This is a genomic window from Ruminococcoides sp. (assembly GCF_057037865.1).
The window spans coordinates 109006-133535 of sequence record NZ_DBLZMS010000002.1; the positions used below are offsets into that span (position 1 = coordinate 109006).

General features: G+C 41.9%; 23 protein-coding genes. 13 read left to right on the forward strand and 10 right to left on the reverse strand.

Features of this window, described 5'->3' with window-relative positions; all coding sequences use genetic code 11:
* Positions 1-94 precede the first annotated feature (94 nt).
* From AC2HW8_RS02310 to AC2HW8_RS02320, 3 genes are all read left to right on the forward strand, one after another.
* On the forward strand, positions 95-1813 hold the full coding sequence (locus AC2HW8_RS02310; protein ID WP_303667145.1) for a VanW family protein: 1719 nt from the start codon (positions 95-97) through the stop codon (positions 1811-1813).
* A gap of 73 nt (positions 1814-1886) precedes the next feature.
* On the forward strand, positions 1887-2897 hold the full coding sequence (locus AC2HW8_RS02315; protein WP_295240286.1) for a stage V sporulation protein AD: 1011 nt from the start codon (positions 1887-1889) through the stop codon (positions 2895-2897).
* A gap of 142 nt (positions 2898-3039) precedes the next feature.
* Positions 3040-3588, forward strand: a complete 549-nt coding sequence (locus tag AC2HW8_RS02320; protein ID WP_021882702.1) for a phosphatase PAP2 family protein — start codon at positions 3040-3042, stop codon at positions 3586-3588.
* A gap of 128 nt (positions 3589-3716) precedes the next feature.
* Here the strand turns inward: AC2HW8_RS02320 and AC2HW8_RS02325 are convergent, their stop codons facing one another.
* Complete coding sequence (locus tag AC2HW8_RS02325; protein ID WP_015523159.1) at positions 3717-4058, reverse strand: DNA-processing protein DprA; 342 nt, start codon at positions 4056-4058, stop codon at positions 3717-3719.
* Positions 4059-4165: 107 nt separating this feature from the next.
* On the opposite strand from AC2HW8_RS02325, the gene AC2HW8_RS02330 reads away from it, so the two are divergent.
* Positions 4166-4354, forward strand: coding sequence for a hypothetical protein (locus AC2HW8_RS02330; protein WP_117965923.1), 189 nt, complete (start codon positions 4166-4168; stop codon positions 4352-4354).
* A 375-nt stretch (positions 4355-4729) separates the two neighbouring features.
* Here the strand turns inward: AC2HW8_RS02330 and AC2HW8_RS02335 are convergent, their stop codons facing one another.
* The 6 genes from AC2HW8_RS02335 to AC2HW8_RS02360 form a co-directional block, all read right to left on the reverse strand.
* Positions 4730-5986: a serine hydroxymethyltransferase gene (locus AC2HW8_RS02335; protein WP_484327091.1), complete on the reverse strand. Its 1257-nt coding sequence runs from the start codon at positions 5984-5986 to the stop codon at positions 4730-4732.
* 58 nt (positions 5987-6044) lie between these two features.
* The gene (gene dusB, locus AC2HW8_RS02340; RefSeq protein WP_484327092.1) at positions 6045-7019 is read right to left on the reverse strand and encodes a tRNA dihydrouridine synthase DusB; all 975 of its coding nucleotides are present in this window, start codon (positions 7017-7019) and stop codon (positions 6045-6047) included.
* 21 nt (positions 7020-7040) lie between these two features.
* Positions 7041-7559 (reverse strand): hypothetical protein, encoded by a 519-nt coding sequence (locus AC2HW8_RS02345; protein ID WP_484327093.1) that lies wholly within the window; start codon positions 7557-7559, stop codon positions 7041-7043.
* Between the two features lie 175 nt (positions 7560-7734).
* Positions 7735-8136: an MmcQ/YjbR family DNA-binding protein gene (locus AC2HW8_RS02350; protein WP_484327094.1), complete on the reverse strand. Its 402-nt coding sequence runs from the start codon at positions 8134-8136 to the stop codon at positions 7735-7737.
* Positions 8137-8399: 263 nt separating this feature from the next.
* Complete coding sequence (locus AC2HW8_RS02355) at positions 8400-9476, reverse strand: 6-phosphofructokinase (RefSeq protein ID WP_117885741.1); 1077 nt, start codon at positions 9474-9476, stop codon at positions 8400-8402.
* Positions 9473-11653 carry an RNA degradosome polyphosphate kinase gene (locus AC2HW8_RS02360; protein WP_117965913.1) on the reverse strand — a complete coding sequence of 727 codons (2181 nt, stop codon included), beginning with the start codon at positions 11651-11653 and terminating at the stop codon, positions 9473-9475. Before AC2HW8_RS02360 ends, AC2HW8_RS02355 begins: the two co-directional genes overlap by 4 nt.
* Before the next feature lie 325 nt (positions 11654-11978).
* Here AC2HW8_RS02360 and AC2HW8_RS02365 point away from each other — a divergent pair, with 325 nt between their 5' ends.
* From AC2HW8_RS02365 to AC2HW8_RS02375, 3 genes are all read left to right on the forward strand, one after another.
* Positions 11979-13334 carry a sodium-dependent transporter gene (locus AC2HW8_RS02365; protein ID WP_101029701.1) on the forward strand — a complete coding sequence of 452 codons (1356 nt, stop codon included), beginning with the start codon at positions 11979-11981 and terminating at the stop codon, positions 13332-13334.
* A gap of 195 nt (positions 13335-13529) precedes the next feature.
* Complete coding sequence (metG, locus tag AC2HW8_RS02370; RefSeq protein WP_117965910.1) at positions 13530-15476, forward strand: methionine--tRNA ligase; 1947 nt, start codon at positions 13530-13532, stop codon at positions 15474-15476.
* Between the two features lie 293 nt (positions 15477-15769).
* On the forward strand, positions 15770-16543 hold the full coding sequence (locus tag AC2HW8_RS02375; protein WP_101029699.1) for a TatD family hydrolase: 774 nt from the start codon (positions 15770-15772) through the stop codon (positions 16541-16543).
* A gap of 204 nt (positions 16544-16747) precedes the next feature.
* Here AC2HW8_RS02375 and AC2HW8_RS02380 read toward each other — a convergent pair whose 3' ends face one another.
* From AC2HW8_RS02380 to AC2HW8_RS02390, 3 genes are read right to left on the reverse strand one after another with little or no spacing between them, the layout of a single operon-like run.
* Positions 16748-17590 carry a hypothetical protein gene (locus tag AC2HW8_RS02380; RefSeq protein WP_484327095.1) on the reverse strand — a complete coding sequence of 281 codons (843 nt, stop codon included), beginning with the start codon at positions 17588-17590 and terminating at the stop codon, positions 16748-16750.
* A complete protein-coding gene (locus AC2HW8_RS02385; RefSeq protein WP_101070541.1) occupies positions 17590-18315 on the reverse strand; it encodes a class D sortase in 726 nt (241 codons plus the stop codon). The genes AC2HW8_RS02380 and AC2HW8_RS02385 overlap by 1 nt, the downstream gene beginning before the upstream one ends.
* Before the next feature lie 5 nt (positions 18316-18320).
* Positions 18321-18911 carry a hypothetical protein gene (locus AC2HW8_RS02390; protein WP_021882984.1) on the reverse strand — a complete coding sequence of 197 codons (591 nt, stop codon included), beginning with the start codon at positions 18909-18911 and terminating at the stop codon, positions 18321-18323.
* Between the two features lie 816 nt (positions 18912-19727).
* Here AC2HW8_RS02390 and AC2HW8_RS02395 point away from each other — a divergent pair.
* From AC2HW8_RS02395 to AC2HW8_RS02420, 6 genes are read left to right on the forward strand one after another with little or no spacing between them, the layout of a single operon-like run.
* Positions 19728-20450, forward strand: coding sequence for a YveK family protein (locus AC2HW8_RS02395; RefSeq protein WP_304021347.1), 723 nt, complete (start codon positions 19728-19730; stop codon positions 20448-20450).
* A 22-nt stretch (positions 20451-20472) separates the two neighbouring features.
* A complete protein-coding gene (locus AC2HW8_RS02400; RefSeq protein ID WP_101070543.1) occupies positions 20473-21186 on the forward strand; it encodes a CpsD/CapB family tyrosine-protein kinase in 714 nt (237 codons plus the stop codon).
* Between the two features lie 58 nt (positions 21187-21244).
* Positions 21245-21733, forward strand: a complete 489-nt coding sequence (locus tag AC2HW8_RS02405; RefSeq protein WP_304007029.1) for a sugar transferase — start codon at positions 21245-21247, stop codon at positions 21731-21733.
* A gap of 12 nt (positions 21734-21745) precedes the next feature.
* Positions 21746-22525 (forward strand): glucose-1-phosphate cytidylyltransferase, encoded by a 780-nt coding sequence (rfbF, locus tag AC2HW8_RS02410; protein WP_484327096.1) that lies wholly within the window; start codon positions 21746-21748, stop codon positions 22523-22525.
* Complete coding sequence (gene rfbG / locus AC2HW8_RS02415; RefSeq protein WP_295239623.1) at positions 22522-23568, forward strand: CDP-glucose 4,6-dehydratase; 1047 nt, start codon at positions 22522-22524, stop codon at positions 23566-23568. The genes rfbF and rfbG overlap by 4 nt, the downstream gene beginning before the upstream one ends.
* Positions 23569-23599: 31 nt before the next feature.
* On the forward strand, positions 23600-24520 hold the full coding sequence (locus AC2HW8_RS02420; protein WP_295239624.1) for an NAD-dependent epimerase/dehydratase family protein: 921 nt from the start codon (positions 23600-23602) through the stop codon (positions 24518-24520).
* The last annotated feature ends 10 nt before the right edge of the window (positions 24521-24530 follow it).

The window sequence follows — 24530 nt, forward strand, 5'->3', positions numbered from 1 at the left end:
ATTAAAGAAAGTAATAAAAGCGTTTCCCTTTTTGAAAATCAAATGCAGTAGGTTTTCAAAGGGCAATTATTGGGTATATATGAGGTGAATTTTTTTGAACAGGAATTTTATGGACGATATTCTTGTTGTTGATGAAGATCTTGTTGACATCAACTGCGACGGCAACAGACAGTCTGATAACAAGAAAGGAAAACATTCATCGGGCGGTCGTATGGCTAAAGGCGAAAAGAAAAGCAAGAAAAAGCTTGCAATCATCATTTCATCCGTTGCCGCAGTTGCAGTAGCTCTCGGTGTGGCAGGTTTCTGCATTTTCGGAGGAAACCTGTTTAACAGCGTTGAGGAGGCTATTGCCGGTGAGTTTAAGTTTCCTGACGGAACAACCGTTTCGGGTGTTTCAATTTCGGGAAAAACATACGACGAGGCAAAAAAAGCTCTTGAAGAAAAGGAAGAAAGCTTTATTAAGCCTCTTGACATTTCGGTTGATGTAAACGGAGTCATCAGTAAAGTGACCGAAAAGGATTTCAAATATACTTATGACATTGAGTCTGTACTTAATGAAATCAAAAATGAAGCAACCGATCCGTCTGTTGAAACTTCAACAAGCAAAAAGAGTTACACGATAACAGCTACCGTAATCGCAGAAAGTGTTGACGAAGCAGCAAAGAAGGTTGCAAAGAAAAATTACAAAGAGGCTGAGAACGCAAGAGTTTCAAAGTTCCACCCCTATGCCAAAAAGCGTTTTGAATATACAGAGGCGTCACAGGGACAGAAAGTAAACGAAACAGACCTTGCAAATCAGTTTAAGGGTGTGTTTGCAAGCGGTGCAAGCGAATACAGAATTATTGCCGATGTTGAAAAAACAGATGCAAAAATCACAGTTGACGATTTGAAGAAAAACATCGTTCTTCTTTCAACATATGAAACCGTTTCCACCAATACGGAAAACGGAACAGAAAATATGCGTGTTTCGCTCAAAGCCTGCAACGGTTCGGTTATTGAACCCGGTGCAACTTGGTCATTCAACAAATGCACAGGCAACTCAAACCTTGAATCTCTCGGCTACAAGCCGGCAGGTGTAATTTCAAACGGTAAGTCCGACATCGGTATCGGCGGCGGTATCTGTCAGTCAAGTTCAACAATCTACAATGCGGCTGTCAGAGCCAACATGAAAGTTGAGGAGCGTTATTGTCACAAGTGGGCATCAAGCTATGTTCCCACAGGTCTTGACGCAACAATCGACTACGGCAACCTTGACCTTAAACTTTCTAATCCGACAGATTACCAGATGTTCCTTGAGTGTAAGGTTGTTGACAACACACTTTATGTTTCATTCTGGGGTTGGAAATCGGATTCATACGACCTTATTATGACTCGTAACAAGCTCACGAATCAGGGTAGTTCAAGCTACACGGTAAAGGCTTGGAGAGTTTATTACAAGGACGGCAAGGAGATTGATTCCGAGTCACTCGGTTCATCAACTTATGATACCGAAAACGGATATGTTTTCATTGATGCCAACAATGATCCCCGTGCAAAATACGGTGATGATGTTGTAATCCCTGATGAAACAGTTCCGAAGAATGACGACAGCAGTTCAAGCTCATCAAGTTCACAGTCATCATACAGTGAACCGTCATATTCAAGCAGTTCTTCATCAAGTCATTCAAGCAACAGTTCATCATCAAGCTCATCGAGCCACAGTTCATCGAGCCACAGTTCATCAAGCCAGTCAAGTTCGGAATCAAAAACCGAGCCACAGCCAAAACCCGATCCCGAACCGACGCCTACAGAACCTGAATCAGGCGAAGAATAATTAAGCAAAACAACTTCCGATAATAATAAAAAACTCCCTTTCGCAGATAATAAAAGCGGAAGGGAGTTTTTGTATGATAAAACGAACAGGTGCATATACAATTGCTTTTGAAAGCCGGCCTGTTATTGCCGGCTGGGGGTCGGTTGTCGGAAAAAAGGAAGCCGAAGGTCCCCTTAAAAACTATTTCGACAAGATTATTTACGACAGCTATGACGGCTGTGACACCTTTGAGCAGGCGGAAAGTATGTTTCAGGGCGAAGCTCTTGAAAAAGCTCTGGAGCGTTCAAAAACACACGCAAACGAGGTTGACTGCGTTTTCGCAGGAGATTTGCTCAACCAATGCATCGGATCAAGCTTTGGACTTATGAAATTCGGAATCCCGTATCTTGGGCAGTACGGAGCGTGTTCAACAATGGCGCAAAGTCTTATTATGGCGGCATCTGCCGTTGAAAGCGGCGGGGCAAAAGTTTCCGCATGCGTCACCTCGTCACACTTTGCATCGGCGGAACGGCAGTACCGTTTTCCGCTTGAATACGGCGGAGTTCGCACTCCAACCGCACAATGGACAGTTACGGGTGCGGGAAGCTGTATTCTGAAAAGCCTAAAAAAAGGAATCTGCGTTGCAAGAGCGACAGTCGGCAGAATAGTTGACCTCGGTGTAAGCGATGCCAATAACATGGGGGCGGCAATGGCTCCGGCGGCAGCTCAGACCCTTGAATGTTATCTTGAGGATACCAAAACATCGCCCGAGGATTACGATATGATTATTACGGGTGATTTGGGCGAAGTCGGCAGTAAATCACTTTATGATTTGCTTGAGCGTAACGGAATCAATATAAGGAAACAACACAACGATTGCGGACTGATGATTTTTGAACGCTCCAATCAGGATGTTCATGCAGGCGGTTCGGGCTGCGGATGCGCCGCATCGGTTCTTTGTTCAAAAATTATGGACGATTTTCAAAACGGACTTGTTCAAAACATCCTGTTTATGGCAACGGGTGCGCTCATGAGTCCGACATCAAGCGGACAGGGGGCAAATATCCCGTCAATTGCACATTTGGTGAATCTGAAAATTAAGTAAAATTTTTGCAAAATATCTGTTCAAATGAATTTTAATGTGTTATAATGAACCTGTATGAGTAATGATAGAATGCTCAATCAGCCTGTTTTGCAAGCATATTTTGCGACAGACAGGATAAATATTACGAACAGGAGTTGTGTTTATGTTTGGCAGAATTCAAAACATTGACAACAGAGTACTTGATAACATATCCCGAATTCATAAGCCGGCACTAAACAAAATAATGATTACTGCATCTCGTGCAGGCAATGCAGGTATTGTATGGTGGGCAATCTGCCTGCCGTTTCTTATAAACTCCAACTGGAGGGCAACAGGTGCAAACTTTGTGTTCGGACTTGCGTGGGCTCACCTTATGGGAGAGATTATTATCAAGCATATAGTAAAGCGTGTGCGACCTTGCCACACCCTTGATGATGACGAACAGCTTATTGACAGACCGAGATTCTACTCGTTTCCGTCAGGTCACACGACGGCATCGTTTGCAATGGTCGGGGTTGCTCTTATGCGTTGCAAAGTCATAACCTTTATGCCGATTCTTATGCTTGCAATGTTGATTGCGTTTTCAAGAATTTATCTGCGTGTTCACTACCTTACGGATGTTATTGCCGGTATGATTTTAGGCTTAACCTGCGGAATCTGCTCTGTCCTTATTTTCAATACCGTAGTTCCGATGTGGTTTCCTATGGTATAACTTTTGAAAAAAATAATATGATAAATGAATTGCATCGGTCGCCCGAACAAGGCTCCGATGCATTTTTGTTTGTACGCATAACTTTTGAGTGACGAAAACACTATGTAATATGTGGCAATAACATTATGTTATAAACATCCTTTGCTAATCAACACTCTTATCGGTTTATTTATTTTTCTGCAATTATCTATAACAAATTTAGTACCCCTGCTTTTTCCGTCCCAGAAAGCCAAAACAAAATCTGCATTGTCAATGATTTCAAGATTGCGTTTCAGCGGAGCATATCTTCCATGTATTTTATATTCAGGAAGAAATTCCGTGTATCTGATATTGTTTTTTACCGCAAATTCCTTTGCACATCTGTCAATTCCATTTGCACCTCCCGAAATGATTTCTGTTGTATCTTTCGGAATATATTTTTCAAGGTTTCTGACTGTAAGCGTCCTTGAACCGATAACCGCAATTTTCATTAACAAAGCACTCCCTTTTTATGAACCCATTATGGGTTCACTTTTACATTATAGCACAATAAGGACTTATAATAAACCCATAATAGGTTCATTTGAGGTGCAATTTTATGACGGGAAAGCCAAAACATTTGTCACTACGCATTGATGAAGATTTGTTGCGTAAATTTGAGTATGTCGCAAAGTATGATGACAGGTCAATGAATTGGTATCTTCTTCATCTGATTAAAAATGAAATTGCGGATTTTGAAGAAAAACACGGTGAAATCCCCACCGCCTCCGACAGTAAAACAGAATAATCAAAATTAATTTAAGGTCGAAAAAGCAATTTTTCGGTCTTTTTGTTTGCCTACATATTTTTTGATGTAATGAATGTTATGCTTTAATTTGGTATGCACACGAACGGGAGAACAAGGTTCTCCCCTGCATTTAAACACAACTTCTATATATAAAAAACAGTCGGGCGACAATGATTTGCATTTTGCAAACTGTCTGCCCGACCGCAATTTTTAATTTTCCATTTTCAACTTTCAATTTAAAAAAACTTCCGCTCGGGCATAATATATTTTAATATTACAAACTGTAACAGCAAAGCAGTCGGTTGGCAATATACCAACCGACTGACTTTTTAATTATTCATTTTTACTTTTTTCTGAGTAATTTATTACTCACGATTACTCATAAAGCGGATATTTTTTGCAGATTTCTTCAACACCTGCTCTAACCTTTTCCTTGCTGTTCTCATAGTCGTTAAGAACGAGGGTGATGTACTCGGCAATCTTGTCCATATCTTCCTCGTTAAGACCTCTTGTAGTAACAGCGGCAGTACCGATTCTTACACCGCTTGTTACGAACGGTGAACGGGGTTCGCCCGGAATTGTGTTTTTATTCACTGTGATGTAGCAATCGTCAAGACGAGCCTCAAGCTCCTTGCCGGTTACATCTGTATCACGGAGATCCATAAGAAGAACATGGTTGTCCGTACCGCCTGAAACAAGCTTGTTGCCTCTTTTGAGAAGTCCGTCTGCAAGAGCTTTACAGTTAGAAACAATCTTTTTGCCGTACTCCTTGAACTCAGGCTTTAATGCCTCGCCGAAGCAAACAGCCTTTGCGGCAATAACATGCATAAGAGGACCGCCCTGTGTACCGGGGAAGATAGCCTTGTCAATCTGCTTTGCAAATTCTTCACGGCAGAGGATAAGACCGCCACGAGGACCACGGAGAGTTTTGTGTGTTGTTGTTGTAACAAACTCACAATACGGAACAGGGTTCGGATGAACGCCTGCGGCAACAAGACCTGCGATGTGAGCCATATCAACCATAAGATATGCGCCTACTGCGTCGGCAATCTCACGGAGCTTTGCAAAATCAACGATTCTTGGGTATGCAGACGCACCTGCAACAATCATCTTAGGCTTGCATTCCTTTGCAATTTCAAGAACCTTATCATAATCAATTCTGTGCGTTTCGGGATCAACACCGTATGGAACAAAATTGAAGTATTTACCTGAAATATTAACAGGTGAACCGTGTGTAAGGTGACCGCCTTCGTTAAGGTTCATACCCATTACCGTATCACCGGGATTAAGCATTGCAAAATATACCGCTGTGTTAGCCTGAGCGCCTGAGTGAGGCTGAACATTTGCGTGTTCGGCACCGAAAAGCTCACACGCACGCTGACGGGCAATTTCTTCAACTACATCAACGCACTGACAACCGCCGTAGTATCTCTTTCCCGGATAACCCTCGGCATATTTGTTTGTGAGCAAGCTGCCCATTGCAGCCATAACTGCCGGAGAAACGATGTTTTCACTTGCGATAAGTTCAAGGTTTCTGCGCTGTCTTTTAAGCTCGTCTGTCATTGCGTTACCGATTGCGGGATCGTACTCGTTGAGGTAATCAAGAGTAGCGATATTTGTTTTTTCACTCATTGTTATATTCCCCTTATATTTTTATTTTAGGATACTGTGTATCCTTTTTGAATTTATGTCATTGCAACGAAAGGGCTTTTTGCCTTAATTCGTACAAATCATCAAGCGTTTTAATTTTTCCTGCCTCATTTCTCAAGGCTGCCGCACCCTTCATGCCTTTGAAATAGCCGACTACAAGTTTTCTTGCCTGAAGCATTGCCATATGCTCGCCCTTATATTCAACCATTTTGCCGATATGTTCAATCATTACACCGAGCCTTTCTTCAAGGTCGGGAGTGTGAATTTTAACATTCGGGTTTTCAAGGTATGCGTTAATCTGCGAGAAAATCCACGGATTTCCGAGCGTTGCCCTACCGATCATAACAAGGTCACAGCCCGTGATGTCCATAACCTCCTTTGCCCTTTCGGCACTGTCAATGTCTCCGTTTGCAATTACGGGAACGCTGACGGATTCTCTTACAGCCCTTATAATACCGTAATCAACGGGAGGCTTGTAATATTGCTGTCTTGTTCTGCCGTGAACGGTGATTGCCGCCGCCCCTGCCGATTCGCAGATTTTTGCAACTTCAACGGCATTTACGCTGTCATCATCCCAACCCTTGCGGATTTTTACGGTTACGGGTATGTCGGTAACGGCTGTCACAGCCTTGACGATTTCTCCGCAAAGCCGAGGATTTTTCATCAATGCACTTCCGCTGCCGTTTGAGCTTATCTTCGGAGCAGGGCATCCCATATTGATATCAATAATATCAGGTTTGTTTTCAAGTGCGTGCTTTGCGGCATCAGCCATACATTTCGGATCATCACCGAAAATCTGAATTCCGCAAGGACGCTCCAAGTCTGAAATTTCCATCAGTTCTTCGCTCTTTTTACTGTTGAAAGAAAGCGCCTTTGAGCTGACCATTTCGCTTACGCAGTATGCCGCACCGAATCTTACGCAAAGCTCACGGTAAGCCCTGTCGCTTACCCCCGCCATGGGTGCGAGAACTGTGTGGGATTTCAGCGGAACACCGCCGATGTTAAGATTATCCATATTTTTACACATTTAATGCTGTTACCTTATTCTTTTTCTTGCACCGACTTTTGTGCTGATCATTACAACCGCAATTGCAACTACTCCAAGACCTACGCAAATCCACGAAACGATTCCCGCCGTGTAGCTTGTGGAATACTTTTTTTCGCTGACTGTTTTTGCGATTGTCGGAGCCTGAAATTCCGTTGAATCGGTCGCCTGAGTTTCAACATACTGATTCTGATACTGCGTTTCTTCCTGTTTCTGAGCTTCCGTTTCGGGCTGAACATACTCAGTTGTGTGTTCTTCCGTTTCGGGCTCAACATACTCGGTCGTAGGCGCTTCGGTGTAAACAGGCTCGGTATAAACCGGCTCTGTGTATTGCGGTTCGGTTTCAACGGGAACATACTCCGTCACTACGGGATCGGGCTGGGGATCGGGAGTTTGCGGATCGTCCGCTCCTACCGCAAAGGCGGTTATTGAACAAACCGACAATGCAAGAACCGCAAGTACGGTCGGAAGTATTCTTTTTCTAAAAATTTTCTTAAAATCTGACTTCATATTTAATACCCCGTTCATTCTGCGTGGCACATATTTTCATATACATACTACGATTATAGCAAAAGCAGGCGTTCATTGCAAGATTTCAGACAACTTTTCTGCACACAATTAATGCCCAAACAACAAAAAATCGGAAAACCGATTGTAAAACCGATTTTCCGACTTGATTATTATGTCAAATTTTTGAGTGTTTTTTAGCCTTTGGCATAACAAGACTGTAGCTTTCGTCAATCAGCGGAAAGATTTCTTCCTTGCTCACAGAGCCGTCAAGCAGAATACTTATCCACTTGTCCTTGTTCATATGATAGGCTGGTAGAAATCCGTTTTCCATTCTCAGCGAGCCGACAAGAATCGGATCGCACTTGACATTCATCACATCGACAAAGCCATCGCCGTCAAGCCCTAAAATCTGCCTTTTGACACGCATAATTATTGCGTACCATTTGCCCGACATCATATTCCGCAGAACCGCATTATCGGGACTGTTCTCCCACGGATATTCGGGTTCTGTTCCGTATGTGCTAAGGGCATAGTTTAAAATTACATCTCTGTTAATGGAATTATCATTGTATGCCATTAAGCCTTAACTCCTGCTTTTTTCTTAACGAGTGAAATATATTCCTGCATTGTGATTTCGTTACGCAGTAATTTTTGACACCATTCTTTGCTTTTGCTGTCAATGGTATAGCCTTCCATTTCAACTGATGCGGCAGCATTTTCTCATTTTCTATTATCTGTTCAATCGGCTTATTACCGTTCACAGTAACACTCCCTTTCGTGAAAGCTGAACTTCATATCATTTTATCATAACAAAGGCATATGTCAACCAAAAGGTGAAAATTACTCGCCAAAGCTGATGCCCATTTTTCTTGCTGTTTCAACAACCTCGCTGTCTTTCGGAACGCTCTTGAGCTTGCCTGCGATGTCCTCAAGCGGAACGGCAACTACCTTATTATTTACAAGGGCAACCATTTTGCCGTAGTCTTTATTGATAATAAGCTCTGCGGCTTTAACGCCGAAACGAGTTGAAATCACACGGTCATAGGCATCGGGACTGCCGCCTCTCTGGAAGTGACCCGGTACTGTAACCCTTGTTTCCTGACCTGTTGCCTCCTCAATATCATGGGCAATCTGATAGGAAATTGACGGATATTTCATCTCTGCAACAGCAGCTTTTCTCTGCTTTTTAGGCAAAGCTGCAATTTCTTTTGAAATTGCACCCTCGGCAACTGCAAGAATTGAAAAGTTCTTACCGCCTGCGGTTCTTGACTTGATTGTCTTTATAACCGAGTTGATGTCGTACGGAATTTCGGGGATAAGGATAATATCCGCACCGCCTGCAATACCTGCATAAAGTGTGAGCCAGCCAACCTTATGTCCCATAACCTCAATAATGAAAACTCTGCCGTGAGATGTTGCGGTTGAGTGGATACAGTCGATTACATTTGTTGCAATATCAACGGCACTCTGAAAACCGAATGTCTTGTCTGTACCCCAAAGGTCGTTGTCAATTGTCTTAGGAAGCGAAACCACATTGAGTCCCTCTTCACGAAGAAGATTTGCGGTTTTTTGAGTTCCGTTGCCGCCGAGTACAACAAGACAGTCAAGACCAAGCTTTTTGTAGTTCTTCTTCATAGCCTCAACCTTGTCAACGCTGTTCTCGTCAACAACACGCATAAGCTTGAACGGCTGTCTTGATGTGCCGAGAATCGTACCGCCCATTGTGAGAATACCCGAAAAATTCTCGGGTTTCATCTTTCTTGTTTCGCCGTAGATAAGACCTCTGTAGCCGTCAATAATGCCGATGATTTCAACATCATTGCCAAGCTGATTATAAAGTGTTTTTGCAACGGCACGGATTGTTGCGTTAAGTCCCTGACAATCACCGCCGCTTGTTAAAATGCCTACTCTTTTCATTGTTCGGAGTCCTCCTTTTTCACTTCAACGGGTACAATCGGAGTTCCGACGGTGCTCGCATATGTCTTCTTCATTGCCTGCTTTTGAGCCTTTAACGCAAGCTTTGAAAAGAATTTCTGACAATTTGTTTTGTGTTTTCCACGCTTGTCAACAGACTTATATACACCTGTTGAAAGCTGTTGGCGTGCATTTACGGTATCCTTAAATGAAACCGTGATAACCTCCTGCACACGCTTTTTGATATCCTCGTCCTCAACAGGGAACACAAGCTCAACTCGTCTGTCGAGGTTTCTCGGCATCCAGTCGGCACTTCCCATATAATAAAGCGGATTTGAATTGTTTTCAAATATGAATATTCGGCTATGCTCCAAAAGCTGACCGACAATTGAAATTACTCTGATGTTTTCGCTGAATCCATGAACCCCCGGAACAAGACAGCAGATACCTCTTACTATGAGGTCAATTTTTACGCCTGCGTTTGACGCATCGTACAAAAGGCTGATGATTTCAGGATCAACAAGCGAGTTCACCTTTGCGGTAATTTTGGCAGGAAGTCCGAGCTTTGCGTTCTCGGTTTCCTGAATAATCATAGCCTCAAAGAACGGACGCATTCCGTGAGGTGCAACGATAAATTTGTTGTATTCAGGCGGAGTTGAGTAACCTGTCAATACATTAAAAAGTGATGATGCGTCAACACCGTATTCTTCACGACAGGTGAACATACCGATATCGGTATAGAATCTCGCCGTACTGTCGTTATAGTTACCCGTACCCATATGCAAATATCTTCTGATTCCGTCCTTGTCTTTTCTTACTACAAGACAGATTTTGCAGTGGGTTTTAAGTCCTGTAAGACCGTAAATTACATGACAGCCCGCCTTTTCAAGCTTTGTTGCCCACTGAATGTTGTTTTCCTCGTCAAATCTCGCCTTGAGTTCAACAAGAACAGTTACCTGCTTGCCGTTTTCAGCCGCCTTGATAAGAGCCGCAACAATCGGTGAATTTCCGCTGACACGGTACAAGGTTTGCTTGATGGCAAGAACATTCGGATCGGTTGCCGCCTTTTTGACAAAATCAACCACAACATCAAAGCTTTCATAAGGATGATGCACAAGTCTGTCCTTTTCACGGATAGCCTCAAAAATATCGTCATAACCGCAGAATTCCGCAGGCGGATTTACGGGAACGATAGGTTCAAAGCACATATCCTCACAGCCCTTAATGTGGGCAAATTTTGAAAGGAATGTAAGGTCAAGAGGACCTCTCTGAAAGTAGATTTCACGCTCCGTAACATCGAGAGCGTCAACAAGAAATTCACGAATTTCTCGGTTGCATTTCTTGCCGAATTCAAGACGAACAGGTTCTCCTCTCTTACGCTTTCTGATTGACTTTTTAATTTCAGCCATAAGATCCTCGGTATCCTCGTCAATGTCAAGGTCGGAATCTCGGGTGATTCTGAAAGGATCGTACTGCTTAATGTTGTAAAGCTCAAAAAGCTCACCGAGGTGCATTGCGATTATTTTTTCAAGCAGAATAAACGCTCTGCCCTCGTGAGTCGGAAGCTCAAGAAATCTCGGAAGAATTGACGGAACCTGAACCAATGCGAAAAATTCTTCATTCTCGGCATTTGTAAGGCGAACAGCAATGTTAAGACTTTTGTTTGCAAGCATCGGAAACGGACGGCTTGTATCAACAGCCATAGGCGTCAATACGGGGAAAACTACTTTTTTAAAGTATTCCTCAACAAACGCTTTCTGGTCGCCGTCAAGCTCGTCAGCCTCTTTGAACACAATGCCTGCCGAACGAAGTGACGGAATTATTGAACGGTTGTAACAGCTGTACTGCTTTTTGGCAAACTCGTGAATTTTTTCAACAAGTCCGTCCATAACCTCTGTAGGAGTCATGCCCGATGCGTCACGGCTTGTTCTGCCGTGATGAATTTGGTCAAGCACACCTGCAACACGAACCATAAAAAATTCGTCAAGGTTCGATGCCGTAATTGAAAGGAAGTTGCATCTTTCCATAATTGGATTGGTCTTTTTGAACGCCTCTTCAAGCACTCTTGCATTAAAGTCAACCCAGCTTAATTCTCTGTTAGTATAAGGCATCTTTTGCCATTTTGACATAAGCTTTGCTTTTTCGGATGTTTTTTTATTGTTGTTTTTTGAATTTGACATATAATTCACCACCATAAAAACTGATATATAACCCAATTTAATATATCTGATTAAGTATAAAATACGAAACGGATTATTTCAAGCGAATTGCACTAAATTTTACCTTTGACAACGCATTCTTTACATATATTTTACAATAACACAAATAAAATTGATTTGCAATAGATTTGACAAAATTCGCAAAGATAAAACCAAAATTTTCTTTTTGCAAAATATTCAAAAAATTTCAAAAAATATTGTTTTAATCTCTGTATTATGTTATACTTGCGTTGATTGTTTATTTACAGATTTTAAAAAATTCTAAAGAAAATGAGAGGTAATTATCATGAGTAAAAAAAGGGGAAGCTTTTCCGGCGGACTCGGATTTGTATTTGCCGCTGCGGGAAGTGCAGTAGGCTTGGGAAATCTCTGGAGATTTCCGTATTATGCAGCTAAGTACGGCGGCGGAACATTTATCTTTATCTACATAATTCTTGCGCTTACATTCGGCTTTTCACTTTTGACTGCCGAAATCGCAATCGGCAGAAAAACAAAGCTAAGTCCGATTCTCGCCTACAAAAAGCTATGTAGCAAATTCTCGTTTTTAGGCTACCTTGCAACGCTTGTTCCTATAATCATTATTCCGTACTACTGCGTTATCGGCGGTTGGGTTACAAAATATATGTGCGTTTATGCACAGGGACTTGTTGCCCCTGCGGCACAGGACAACTTTTTCTCGGACTTTATTTCCGACCCGTTGTCACCCATTGTGTTTTTCTTAATATTTATGCTGTTGAGTGCAGTGGTAATTATGCTCGGAGTAAACAAAGGCATTGAGCGACTGAGCAAATTTTTGATGCCTGTTCTGCTTGTTCTGACAGTCGGAATTTCAATCTACACACTCACGCTCCCAAACGCAATGGAGGGTGTTTCGTACTACCTCATTCCCGATTTCAGCAAGCTGTCAATTTGGACATTTGCGGCGGCACTCGGTCAGCTGTTCTTCTCAATGAGCATTGCAATGGGAATTATGGTAACCTACGGTTCATACACAAAAGATGAGGTAAACCTCACAAAGTCGGTTAACCAAATTGAGATTTTCGACACAGCCGTTGCACTTCTCGCAGGTCTTATGGTAGTTCCTGCGGTTTATGTATTCAGCGGTGAAGAAGGTCTTGGTGCAAGCGGTCCCGGACTTATGTTCATCACACTTCCAAAGGTATTCAACGAAATGCCTGCCGGCGTAATCATCGGATTTTTGTTCTTTATTCTTGTATTCTTTGCAGCTATCACAAGTTCAATCTCCGTAATGGAAGCAATTGTTTCTTCGCTTATGGACAAGTTCAAGCTTACACGAATCAAGTCCTGTCTTATCGTTATCGGCATCTGCCTTATTATGGGTATTCCGTCGTCACTCGGCAACGGTATATGGTCAAATGTTAAGATTCTCGGAATGGACTTCCTTACATTCTTTGACTTCTTGAGCAACAGCATTATTATGCCGATTGTCGCACTTTGTACTTGTATTCTCATCGGCTGGGTTATCAAGCCAAAGACTATTGCAGACGAAGTCACAAGGAACGGCGAGCGTTTCAGCAGAAGGGCTTTGTTTGATGTTATGATTAAATATATAGCTCCAATCTGCCTTGTGTTCATCTTAATTTCCTACACACTTGCGCAGTTCGGCATTATTTCACTTTAACCCGACACTTTAACACGATTATTTATGAATTCAAACAGTAATATCACCGAAATGAATCATAAGTAATTGTCTTTAAATGAAACATACAACAATTAACTATTCTCCGTTTATCCCATGAACTCTTGAAATTATATGCAATAATTGGTATAATTACAGTTATAGCTCATTTGCTGAATTTTAGGGAGGACAAATACTATGTGTCAGAAAAAACCATTTTACATTACAACGCCTATTTATTATCCGTCAGGCAATCCCCACATCGGTCATTGCTACACCACCGTTGCGTGCGATTCTATCGCCCGTTACAGACGAATGCAGGGATACGATGTTATGTTCCTTACGGGTACGGATGAACACGGTCTTAAAATTGAACAGAAGGCTGCCGAAAAGGGTGTTACTCCCAAAGAGTATGTTGACGAAATTGTAAAAACCTTTAAAGGCTTATGGAAATTTATGAACATAAGCTATGACAGATATATCCGCACAACAGACGATTACCACATTGAAACAGTTCAGAAGATTTTCAAGGAGCTGTATGACAAGGGCTACATCTACAAGGGCGAATACAAGGGCAAATACTGCACCCCCTGCGAAAGCTTCTGGACAGAAAGCCAGCTTATTGACGGCAAATGCCCCGAATGCGGACGAGAGGTTACAGAGGCAAAGGAGGAGGCATACTTCTTTAAGATGTCACCTTTTGCCGACAGAATTGAAAAGCTCCTCACGGAAACAGACTATTTACAGCCAAAGACAAGAGCGGTTGAGCTTGTAAACAACTTTATCAAGCCGGGACTTGAAGACCTTTGCGTATCGAGAACAAGCTTCAAATGGGGCATTCCGGTTACATTTGACGAAAAGCATATTGTTTATGTTTGGATTGACGCACTTTCAAACTATATCTCCGCTCTCGGCTACAAGAATGAAAAATTTGACGAATTTGACAAATACTGGCCTGCCGATGTTCATATGGTAGCAAAGGACATCATGCGTTTTCACGCTATCATCTGGCCTGCAATGCTTATGGCTCTTGACCTTCCGCTTCCAAAGCATCTTGCCGTTCACGGCTGGATTACTTTCAACGGACAGAAGATGTCAAAGTCACTCGGCAATGTTGTTGATCCGTTTGTACTCGGCGAGCGTTACGGCGCTGACGCAATCCGTTACCACATTATGCGTGAAATGGCTCTCGGTGCAGACAGCTCATTCTCAAACGAAATTATGATTAACCGTATCAATTCCGACCTTGCAAACGGTCTTGGCAACCTTGTTTCAAGAACAGTTGCAATGGTTCAGAAATATTTCGGCGGCACACTTCCCACAGAGCGTGAGAGCGGCGAATTTGACGATGACCTTATCGAAACCGCAACATCGCTCCGTGCAAAGGTTGACGATTTCATGGACAAGACTCAGCTCCAGAACGCACTAGCCGAAATCTTCAAGCTTGTTTCCCGTGCAAATAAATACATTGACGAAACCGCTCCGTGGGTTATTGCCAAGGACGAAACAAAGAAAGCAAGACTCGCAACGGTTCTCTACAACCTTCTTGAGGCAATCCGTATTGCCTGCACCCTTCTCTCGGCATTTATGCCAACAACAATGCCAAAGGCTCTTGAGCAGATCGGTGCTTGTGAAAAATGTGCCGGCTACGAAAACTGCGACAAGTTCGGTGTTCTTCCTGCTGATGTCACGGTTCACAAGGGAGATGCACTCTTCCCACGAATTGATGTTGAAAAGGAAATTGAAGAACTCAACAGCATTATCAAGAACAACGAGGGTGAAAGTGAAGAAACAAAGGCACTCCGTGAAGAGCTTGAGGGTGTTGCACAGATTGGCATTGATGACTTTGCCAAGGTTGACCTCCGTGTGTGCAAGGTTAAGACCTGCGAACCCGTTAAAAAGAGCAAAAAGCTTTTACAGTTCACAATTTTTGACGGTGTAAAGGACAGAACCGTTGTCAGCGGTATTGCAAACTACTACAAGCCCGAGGAGCTTATCGGCAAGAAGATTATTCTTGTTCAGAACCTCAAGCCTGCAAAGCTTTGCGGTGTTGAAAGCTGCGGTATGATTCTTTCTGCAGTTCACGGCGATGATTTAAAGGTTGTTTTTGTTGACAATATGCCTGTCGGCTCAAAAATCTGTTGATTTATGTTCGTGTAGACAGTTTGATAAATTAAAAGCTATCTATGCCCGAGCGAAAGTTTTTTAAAATTGAAAGTTGAAAATGGAAAATTGAAAATTGCGGTCGGGTAGACAGTTTGCAATATAAAAACATATTATGCCCGAGCGTAGCATAGTTCGTGTGCGTTGCACACGATTGCACGCAATGCGTGCAAAATTGAATACACATATGTTATATCAAAACATATGTGTATGAACATATAAATTCATCAATGTGGGCGGTCAATGACCGCCCATACTTTTAGGGAGATACACCGATGTCACTTTACAACAACATTTTCGATGCACACGCACATTATGACGACAAATGGTTTGACGATGACCGTTTTGAACTTTTGGAAAACATTCACACAAAGGGTGTGTGCGGAATTGTCAACAATGCGGTTGACCTTGAAACGGCAAAAACCTGCATTGAATATGCCGAAAAATATGATTTTATGTATGCCGCAGTCGGATTTCATCCAGAAAATCTCGAAAATATTCCGGACAATTATCTTGAACAGCTTGCACAGCTTTCAAAACATAAAAAGGTTGTCGCAATCGGCGAAACAGGGCTTGATTATCATTGGGACATTCCGAAAGACTTGCAAAAGCGTGTTTTTGAGGAACAGATCAGGCTTTCTCTTGACCTTGAAATGCCGCTTATAGTTCACGATCGTGAGGCTCACGGTGATGTGTACGATCTTCTGAGAAAATACAAACCAAATGCGCTGGTTCATTGCTTTTCGGGCAGTGTTGAGCTTATGCGTGAAGCGGTTCGCATGGGAATGTACATCAGCCTCGGCGGTGTTGTTACATTCAAAAATGCCCGTCACAGCCTTGAGGTTGCCTCGGAAATTCCGCTTGACAGGCTTCTGCTTGAAACCGATGCTCCGTATATGGCGCCCGTGCCGTTCCGTGGCAAGCGTTGCGACAGCTCTATGATTGTCTATGCCGCTGAAAAAATCGCATCTCTGCGTAATATAAGCATTTCCGAACTTCTGCAAATCACCTGCGACAACGCAAAACGATTTTACAATATTGATGATTAATTCATAAAAAAACACGGTCGGAATCCCCGTTTGGAAATCCGACCGTGTTTTTTTTTCATTATTTTAGTAGTGGCGAACACGGTTCGCCACTACTAACAGACAACAACTTTCATATAAAAAACGGTCGGGAAGACAGTGTTTTGCATTTGCAAACTATCTTCTCGACCGTAATTTTACATTTTCAATTTTCAACTTTCAATTTCATCAGTCTTCACTTGCGTGTCTGCGCATACTCTTGTGCAGGAAGAAAAGTCCGATCGAAGCTATAAAAAAGATTACAGAACAGATTGCAAGGGCGATAAGAATATTGTTCATACTCTGAACAAAAAGGTTGTAGAACGCCCTTGAATCAATATTAATCTTGCTCATATAGCCTGTTGAAAGCAACACCGCCGGAATTATACCAACCGTAAGGAATGCCGCAGATGTTGAATAACAGATATACCTTACCGCTCTGTGCTTCCAACGATTTGTAAAGATGATGATTACGCATAGAATTGCGACAAGGACTGCAAGACCGCCGATAATCAACGGCATCATATTTTTCAATGCAATGAGATAAACAGAAAGTGTGGCAAAAAGCGGTATTCTGAGCGCCGCCGCATAAATGTTAGCAGCCTGATTGATGAGATATTCTCTGCTCCCATCGTTTGCAACCTTGAGATTATTCTTACTTATGTAGCTGTCAAGCTCGCTGTTGAATTTCTGCTTAAACGCTGTTGTGTCAATCTTAGCCTCCTCGCCTGCATAAAAGCTGTTGAGATAGGCCTGTGTATTATCGTGAATTGTCACTTCGTCAACAACATTTTCAAAAAATTTTTCATCAAGTCCCGACGCATAACCGAGGTTAACAAGGCTCTCTTTGATTTCGTCACGCTTGTCAACAAAATAGTTGCTCGCATTCATATTATCCATAATATACGATGGGTTGAGGATTGTTGACTGAAGAACTATTGCAAACGAAAACAAAAACAGTACAAACGAGAGAACGAACGAAATTATTCCGTAAATAATATGTCTTACTTTATGTCTTACTTTAGAATTCATCAGTTCGCCTCCTTATCAATCGGAGTACCCGACACTAACTTTGCATACACAAAATATCTCTGTGTTGTAAGACCGAGTGCATCAAACGGATAGCAGGTGTACATTATGAGATTTTCATAATCCGCCGAAAGGTCATATGCGGTTCTGTCAGTCGCTTTTTTGACAGCCGTGTCGGTGATTTCATAGATGTAATTACCGTAGCTTGTCTTGATTTCAACCTTCTGACCGACTTCTGCGTTTTTAAGACCGTTGAAATAAGTGTTGTTATGACCTGCAACAAGGATTGTTCCGCCGTAACCGGGGACAAAACTTCCGGCATAAATGCCAACACCGTTTCTGAGTGCAACATCATTGTCACCGAAAAAAAGATTTGCGTCAACATTGCAGTCATTGATTATAAGCTCACCGAACAGATTTCCGTAGTTAGGGTACTGAACGGAGTCGTTTTTAACATAAGTTTTTTCCTGACCGTTTGAATCCTTTTTTGTAACGGTAGGAACGGTTGAGTTTTCTGACACGGGCACAAAAATATTATCGTACTCTGTTGAATAATCCTTTTCATTATCTGAGAAGAACATACCTACTGCCGAAATCACAGGTGAAAAGGACGGAACAAAAGCAAGATACAGCACAAGATATGTTATCAAACAAAAGATAATGGGAAGAATTATAAAACTCTTCCCATTCTTTGATTTATGACCGTGTCTGATTTTTTTATCAGACATTAGAATCAAGCTCTTTCTTTTTTAGATTTTGCAAGGTAGAAAGCACCGCCTGCTACCATTACAAATGCAACAGCAGAAACAGCGATAATGCCGCTGAAGTCAGCCTCTGCGCCTGTTGTCTTGATAACACTGTTATCCTGAACACTGCCTGCCTTTGTAAGTGTAGGAACAGCTGAGAATGCAACCTTGCCGTCTTTGCCGTAAATTGTAAGCTTCTTTGAAGATGTGTCATATGACATTGTCATGTCAAGCACACCGACAACTTCCTTACCGTAAGAAAGAAGTGTCTGCTTCTGAGCAAATGTGAGATCTGCAATATTAGATGCACCTGAGTTCTCAAGGAAGCTCTCGCCCTTCTTGAGAATAGCAACGATCTGAGATGACTCATCTGCTGTCATATCGATTGTGTTAAAGTAGTTTTCAGCCTGGTTTACAAACTCGCTCGGAATAACCATCTCTGAACCGTTCATCTTAACAGATGTCTTGAGTTCGTTGAGGACAGCCTGTTCGCTGTCATTGATTCCTGCTGCAAAAGCAGTGAAAGCAGTTGCTGCAACAAGGATGAACGCTACTAACATTGCTGATAACTTTTTCATAGTTCATACCACCTTGTATTTTATTTTGTTTTCATCAGCAAGAAGCTTCACGGATTCATTGGCATAATACGCATCTGCAAGCCGAAAACTGCAGGGAGCACAATGGAAAACTTCACCATTTAACTTCTTTGTACAGTATTATACACCACATTTCGCATTTTGTAAAGCATTTTATTATAAAAATTTGTTATATTCGGAAAAATTACAATCCTTTTGTCAAATCAGGCATTTTCATTGTGCATTATGCCGTTTTAAATCAATTTTGCGCTGCATCGTTTTCTTCTAATCTTGTATTTTAATTCATTTGTACATTTGCCTTTTGCATAAAAACACGCCTGCCGATTTATAAATTCCTTCTTTTGCAAATATTCGTGTACAGACCTTATCCGCTTGCCCCACACCTTTTTCTGTAATTGTTTTCTTATTATGACATATTGTGACATACTAATATATAAGTAGAAAATTTGTCGGTTATTCCCCATGTTTTTGTTTATTTTTTTGCAAATTTTACCTGAGCTTTATTTCAGCTCGTTATTTATGTATTTTTCGGCTAACTGCAACAAAATAATCATATATTTTATGTATGTTTTGTACACATGAAAAATCAGAGTAATTGCATATTTTGCAAAAAAGACATATTTTTCCTTTATTAAGCCTTTGTTCATATTGATTTTTTTACTGATTTGAAATATAATAGAAGTGTCATGTTTAAAAGTATTTTGTGCTTTTGTGCCGTTTTTCGCCTACAGCACTTTCGTGTCGACTGTGGCATTATCTTGCCATATGCGTACAAAAGCCGAGAAGAGGAGTAATTTAATGGAGATAACATTCAAGGACATAACGAGAATTATCAAGAAAAATATTGTGTTTATTGCGGTGCTGTCGCTTTTATGTGCGGCTGCGTCATATTTTATAACAACATTTTTTGTTCCGAAAACATATACTTCAACCGTAAAGCTTTATGTTGAAACCAACTACAAAAGCCAGTCGGCTTATGACGACTATCAGAGTATCAACTACGCAAAGAATCTTGTTCTCACCTATATCGAGTTGCTCGATTCAAATTCTTTCTACAATTCCGTTTCAAAGGAACTCAAAGAAAAATACACGGCGTCACAGCTTAAATCAATGATTAAGTTTGAAAGCATTGAAGATACCGAGGTTTTTAAGGTGCTTGTAAATTCGGGCAGTCCGTCCGAATCAAAAAACATAGGCAACGCAATTGCAAAAATTGCACCAGATACAATTGCCAATGTAAAGGACAATGCAAAGCTTAAAATTGTTGACAAGGCTACAACACCGAAAGCTCCTACATCCCCGAATGTTTCGAGAAATGTTATGATAGCTTTCGCCGCAGGTATTATTATTTCACTCATCATTTCATTCGTCCGTGACATCCTTGATGTTAAAATCAAGTATAATGATGAAATGACAACCGTTCTTGACCTTCCGTTGCTTGCCGCTATTCCCGACTTTGAATATTTTTCAAATCAGAAGGCAGCCGAAAAGAAGTACGGTGACTACGAATCGGGTTATTAATTGTTAAAGGAGTGAAACTGCAATGAAAAAGACTAAAATCGACCGTTCAATCGATACCGAGGCACTTGGCTTTCAGGTTCGTGAATCATACAAAACAGCAAGAACAAACATCGCATACTCAATTTTCAAAAAGGGTTGTAAAAAGGTAGCCTTTACTTCTTCAACAAAAGGTGAGGGCAAAACCGTAACTTCAATCAATGTTGCATCTGCTCTTGCTCAGCAGGTTGGCACAAAGGTTATCGTTGTTGAATGTGACCTTCGCCGTCCGAGAGTTAACACAGCTTTAAAAATCACACCTACTCCCGGTCTTACAAACTACCTCAACGAGGAATGTTCACTTGAGGATATTGTAAAGGATACAAAAATCGAGAATCTCAAGGCAATTACATACGGCGCTATTCCGCCGAACCCGTCAGAGCTTCTTGCGAGTGAATCCATGTTTGATCTTATCAAAACTCTTGAAAAAAATTACGACTACATTATTTTCGATACACCGCCAATCGGCGTTGTTATTGACGCCCTGCCTATTATGAAGGCGTCTGACGGTGTTGTTATTATTGCAAGAAATAACTCAACAACATATCCCGAGCTTTCAAGAACAGTTGAAGTTATCAAAAGAACCAATGCAAAAATTCTCGGTGTTATTCTTAACCGTGTAAAGCCTCACGAAACCCGTAAGGGCAAGAGCTATTACTCAAGATACGGCGGATATTACAAGGCATCAGCAAATGACTGATGCCAAACCGCCTTTGCAAACATAAATTAACAGGCTCGTCCTGCCCACGGAGGGCAAAATGGAATCCGTAAAAAGCATAAACAAAAGTGCGTCATCAAGCGGACATACAACTGAACAAAAGCCCGTTTATGATTTTTTTAAACGGATTTTTGACATCATATGCTCGTCCGAGCAGAAAGCTGAGTACGAAAGAAATTTCAAGCTTGAAGACGATCCCGGAGTCACAAAGGTCGGCAAATTTATGAGAAGAACAAGCCTTGACGAGCTGCCTCAGCTTTTCAATATTTTAAAAGGCGACATCTCTATTGTAGGACTAAGACCCGTTATGGAGGTTGAAACTGAAATTTACGGCAACTACCGTGACATGCTTTTGAGCGTAAAGCCGGGACTTACGGGTTTCCGGGCGGCAAACGGCAGAAGCTGTACCTCATATGCATGCAGAAGAGCAATGGAGATTTGCTATATCAAAAACCGCTCTGTCTGCTTTGACCTGAAAATTATTCTCAAAACTATCACCTCTGTTTTCAAGGGTGAGGGTGCTGTTTAAGGAGGCAGAGTTTTGAAAGCAGTTATACTCGCAGGAGGATACGGAACAAGAATTTCCGAGGAATCCCAGTTCAAACCTAAACCAATGATTGAAATCGGCGGAATGCCTATTTTGTGGCACATTATGAAGCTGTACACCCACTACGGTGTGAATGAGTTCATCATATGTGCAGGTTACAAACAGCATGTAATCAAGGAATGGTTTGCCGACTATTTTCTTCATACATCAGACATCACCTTTGATTTTACTCAGGATGATAAGATTATCGTCCATAACAAAAGAGCCGAAAAATTGAAGGTTACTGTTGTTGACACAGGTCTTGACACGATGACAGGCGGCAGGCTTAAAAGGATTAGCAATTTTATCGGAGATGAACCGTTTTTTATGACCTATGGCGACGGTGTTTCCGATGTTAACATAAACGCTCTGCTCAATTTCCACAAAAAGCATGGCAAGCTTGCAACTATGTCAGCCGTAAAACCCGAAAGCAGATTCGGTGTGCTTGATTTGACCGAAAACAATGAAGTCAGAGCTTTTCGTGAAAAAAGCGATATTGACTCAGGCTGGATTAACGCAGGCTTTATGGTGCTTGAACCGAAGGTTTTGGACTATATAAAAGATGATACGGTTATGTTTGAGCGTGAGCCGATGGAACAGCTTGCAAGAGAAGGTCAGCTTATGTGCTGCAAGCATAACGGATTTTGGCAGTGTATGGACACATTGCGTGACAAAGAGCGTCTGGAAAAGCTTTGGAACGACTGTACTGCTCCTTGGAAAGTGTGGTCGGAATGATGCTTGATTTTTATAAGGGTAAAAAAGTGTTCATTACGGGACACACAGGATTCAAGGGCAGTTGGCTCTGCAAACTGCTTGCAAATGCCGGTGCGGATGTAACGGGTTATTCGCTTAATCCGCCAACCTCACCGTCACTTTTTGAGATTGCAAATATCGAGAGCGATGTAAAGTCGGTTATCGGGGATATCCGTGATTTTGATTCGCTTAAAAAGGCATTTGATGAGGCACAGCCTGAGATTGTACTTCATCTTGCGGCTCAGCCGATTGTGCGTGACAGCTACAAAATGCCTGCATATACATATGAAACAAATGTTATGGGAACGGTCAACATTCTTGAGTGTGTACGGCAGTCAAGCTGTGTGAAATCGTTTCTCAATGTTACAACCGACAAGGTTTATGAAAACAGGGAATGGCAATGGGGATATCGTGAAAACGAACCGCTTGACGGGTTTGATCCATATTCAAACAGCAAAAGCTGCTCGGAGCTTGTAACTCACAGCTACAAAAATTCTTTCTTTGCCGACGGAAGAACAGCAATTTCCACAGCGAGAGCAGGCAATGTTATCGGCGGCGGAGATTTTGCAAACGACAGAATTATTCCCGACTGCGTGAGAGCCTTGGAAAAGGGCGAGGATATTATCGTCCGCAATCCGCATTCCACAAGACCGTATCAGCATGTTCTCGAACCGCTTTATACATATCTTATGATTGCAAAAGCCCAGTACGGGGACATTAAGTTTGCCGACTGTTATAATGTAGGTCCTGACGAGTGCGACTGCATAACAACAGGCGAACTTGTTGACTTGTTCGTAAAATATGCCGGCAATATAAACCGGATTGACAAAAGTGAAAAGAATGCAGTCCACGAGGCTAATTTTCTCAAGCTTGACTGCTCAAAACTCAAGACTGTTTTTGGCTGGAAACCTCATTGGCATGTTGATGATGCAGTTAAAAAAACGGTCGAATGGTCATGCTGTTATATGGAAAACGGCAATGTAAGAGACTGTATGGATAGGCAGATTGAAGAATTTCTGAAATAATCATACGGCAAATATAAAAAGAGGTTTACTTATGAAAAAGGCAATTGTAACAGGCTCAAACGGTTTTATCGGCTCAAATGTCTGCAAAAGACTTTGTGCCGACGGTATAAAGGTGTTTGCCGTTGTTAAGGATGAAAACGAAAACATTGATAACATAAAGAGTCTCAGCGGCATTGAAATTGTGTATTGCGAGCTTGATGAGATTGAAACCTTGGCTGACATGATTTCCGACAGAGATATTGATGTTTTCTACCACTTTGCATGGGTAGGCTCGGCAGGATCGCTCAGATGCGATGAAAATGTTCAGCTGCAAAACGCCCTGTGGACCGCTCGTGCTCTAAGAACAGCCGACAAAATGCAGTGCAAAAAGTTTGTAAATGCCGGTTCTATTATGGAAAAAGAAACCTACACCGCTGTTTACACTCAGGAAAGCAAGCCCGGACTTCCGTACATTTACGGTGCAGGCAAGCTGATTGCAAGAGCAATTTGCAAGCCGATTGCAAACAGCCTTTCAATTGACCTCTGTTGGGCAGTTATCACAAACGCATACGGCGTCGGTGAGCTTTCGCCCCGTTTTGTAAATTCTACAATCCGCAAAATCATTGCAAATGAGCCGTTGCAGTTCACCGCCGCAACACAGAACTATGACTTCATCTATATTGACGATGTTGCAAGAGCATTTGAGGCAATCGGAGAATACGGTAAACCTAACAAGGAATATACAATCGGCAGCGGAAACGCAAGACCTCTTAAAGAATTTATTCTTGAAATGCAACAGACGCTCGCCCCCAACGCAAAGCCGATTTTCGGCGATGTACCTTTTACGGGAATAAATATGCCGCTTGAGGCATTTGATACAGCCGATATTGAAACAGACTGTTATTTCAAGCCCTCGGTTTCTTTTGCCGAAGGTGTTTCAAAAACAATGGAATGGCTTAAATCACTCAATTAGTTTTTTAAAG